This is a genomic window from Pseudomonas sp. 43(2021), from assembly GCF_017490805.1.
GTDB lineage: Bacteria > Pseudomonadota > Gammaproteobacteria > Pseudomonadales > Pseudomonadaceae > Aquipseudomonas.
Map to the genome: position 1 here is coordinate 1 of NZ_JAFGYJ010000607.1, position 428 is coordinate 428.

Consider the following 428-nt stretch of genomic DNA (forward strand, 5'->3'; position numbering starts at 1 on the left):
ACGCAAAGCAGCGGCGACAAGGTGCTGAATATCGGCTACGAAAACGACCCGGTGTTTCGCGCCCTCGACGGCTCGACTTTCAGCAGCGCTTCAGTGGGCGTGCCCGACGCGCCGCATGCCTCGACCACCGACAACATCGTCAGCTTCAACGACCACTACGCCTCGAACGCCTGGAACGTGCTGCCGTATTCGATCCTGAATATCCCGACGTGGATTTCGCACCTGCCCACTGGCTACGGCGACGGCATGACCCGCGTGCTGGAATCGAAGTTCTACGACCTGACCAGCCGCGACTCGACGATCATCGTCACCAACCTGTCGGACCCGGCGCGGGCCAACACGTGGGTGCAGGACCTCAACCGCAACGCCGAAACCCACAAGGGCAGCACCTTCATCATCGGCAGTGACGGCAACGACCTGATCCAGGG

General features: G+C 62.1%; 1 pseudogene. It reads left to right on the plus strand.

Features of this window, described 5'->3' with window-relative positions:
* Positions 1 to 428, plus strand: a pseudogene (locus J5M71_RS28925) (polyurethanase); the annotation flags it as partial.